Annotated in this window: 2 protein-coding genes; one reads left to right on the plus strand and one right to left on the minus strand. The window is 70.0% G+C overall.

Going from position 1 to position 2178, the window contains the following annotated elements:
* Positions 1–102: 102 nt before the first annotated feature.
* Positions 103–327 carry a hypothetical protein gene (locus ACZ4FV_RS52090; RefSeq protein WP_465328484.1) on the minus strand — a complete coding sequence of 75 codons (225 nt, stop codon included), beginning with the start codon at positions 325–327 and terminating at the stop codon, positions 103–105.
* Positions 328–915: 588 nt separating this feature from the next.
* On the opposite strand from ACZ4FV_RS52090, the gene ACZ4FV_RS52095 reads away from it, so the two are divergent.
* Entirely contained in the window at positions 916–1596 is a 681-nt protein-coding gene (locus tag ACZ4FV_RS52095) for a transposase (protein WP_465328486.1), read from the plus strand.
* The last annotated feature ends 582 nt before the right edge of the window (positions 1597–2178 follow it).

The raw sequence follows: 2178 nt of genomic DNA on the forward strand, positions 1-2178 counted from the left end.
TTGGTGTGTTTTTGTCTCTTGTTTTTTTGGTTCGTTTTCTCTCCTCCCCCCCCCCCCCCCCCCCCCCCCCCCCCCCCCCCGACGGCCTTCGGGGTCCGGGGGTCAGTTGCCCAGTCGTGCGCGCAGGAGTGTCTTGGCCTGTTCGGCGCCCTTGCGGCTTTCGCCCTGGGCGCGTCGGAAGAATTCGGCGAGTGCGTTGTCGCCGTCGCGTTCGGCGTCCCGGATGTAGGTCTGCGAGCGTAGGGCGTTGCTCAGGCATGCCTCGGTGAACCAGACGATGTTGTCGTCCTTGTCCTTGCTCCCGGTGTTGTCGCCGGTCCCGCTCATCGGTGCCTCCTGTGGTGGGGGTGTCGGGTTCCGCTACCCGGGCCGTGCCGTGGCGAATCGGGTTCCGGCCGGAAGCGGGTCGTGACCGGCGGCGCGGGCGGTCGTTGTCCGGGGGAGGGGAAGGGACCCGCTCGCGGGGAGCGGTGGGCCGCCTCGCGTGTGCGCGTGTACGCGAGGCGGCCCTCGCGGGGCGGTTGTGGCGTGGGCCTGCGGGGTCGCCTTCGCCGCGGCCGGGTCGCTGCGAGGCCGCCACCGATTCGGGGCGGCCACGGTGAACTCGCGGTTGTGGGGCGGACTCTCGGGCAGGCGCGGGGCGCGTCACCGGGCGGCGGTCGGCTCGTTGTGCGGGGCGAGCCGCCGACCATCCCCGTGGTTGGGTCTGTGCGCCCGGCGGCTCGTCCCCCGTCGGGGTACCGCACTGCCTCTTCGACGCACGTGTGGGCCCCGAAGATCCGTCCCGACGCAGTGGCCGCCTGCCATTGCACCCGGCCGGCGCCGGGCCGAGGCCGTGCCCTCTCTGTCAGTGTGTGGTGAGACGCCCGATAGATCCGGGTGGGCCTGAGAGGGCACGAGAGGAGCACCACCTTCATGACCGGCCCGAATCCCGGCGGCGACCCGGCTTCCAAGCCCAAGCGCCGCACCTTCTCCCCGGAGTACAAGCTCCGGATCGTCACCGAGTACGACGGCGCCCCGGATGCCGCCGGACGCGGCGCGATCCTGCGACGCGAGCGGCTGTATCACTCCCACATCCAGGAATGGCGGGCCGCGCGCGACGCCGGCGCCCTCGCGAAACTCACCGACCGACGCACGAGCCCCGCCCGACCGAAGAAGCCCGCGGCCGAAGCCGAGAACGAGAAGCTCCGGCGCGAGGTCGAGCGCCTGGAGAAGGAGGTGGCCAAGCGCGACGCCGCGCTGGAGATCCTGGGAAAAGGGGTCAAGCTCTTGGCTAAGCTCGGGCGGCGCGCGGGGTCCACCGGTTCCCGATCGAACGCTGAGCGCCACTCCCGGTGGGACCTCCCGGGCCATGCGTGGGCGCGAGCGCCGGGCTGTGGGGGATCCCGATGTGTGAAGTCCGCGCCCGTGGAAGGGGACTTCGCGGCGCGTGTGGCCGTGATCGCCGGACCATGGCGGCAGCGGCGCGTGGGGTCAGGCGTCCTGCGATCCAACTCGACCCCGCCAGCCGTCCCCGTGAGCAACACCCCGCCGACCTGCGAACAATCCCGCAACCACCGGACTCGACCGGGCGACCCGCTATCCTTGTCCACCTGAGAAGTGCTTCTCTTCATGCAGCCGACGGGACCTAGAGAAGTCCCATCGTTGCAGGTCAGGAGCACTTTTTCGCTTTCCTGGCCGCATGTCGGACGGCTCGCTCCACGAAGGCGCGAGGCGAATGGCACCGATGCCGACGACCGGTCGCGCCGATCTGTGCTTCGTGACGGGCCACCCGCCCGATCGGCTTCGTCCGGCATCGCGAGGTGCGACAGCCGCCGGAGATCGACGACAGGTGCTGCTCAGGGTCGTTCAACCGCGCCGCACCGCGGTATCTCCGCGCACAGGATCGCGTGACGATTCCACTCGCTGCGCGTGCCGAACACGATCACAACCGTCCGATCGGGCAATGAGTTGCGGGCCGGCGATGCGAGTACGCCGCCTGGGCGGTGGGACGAGTACCGGGTCCGCGAACTCGTCATACGCGAAATGGTTGGTTCCATCCCGCAACCGCCTTCGGCGACGGACCCGCCACCGCCAGTCGCTATGAGGTGCCCCGTGTTTTCCGGACACGTTGACTTCTGTTGTTTACGCCGCCAGCCCGAGTTGCTTGTGCTCGTTCAGGACTTCCAGCGGCGTGCG

The sequence above is a fragment of the Embleya sp. NPDC025285 genome (genome assembly GCF_055558835.1).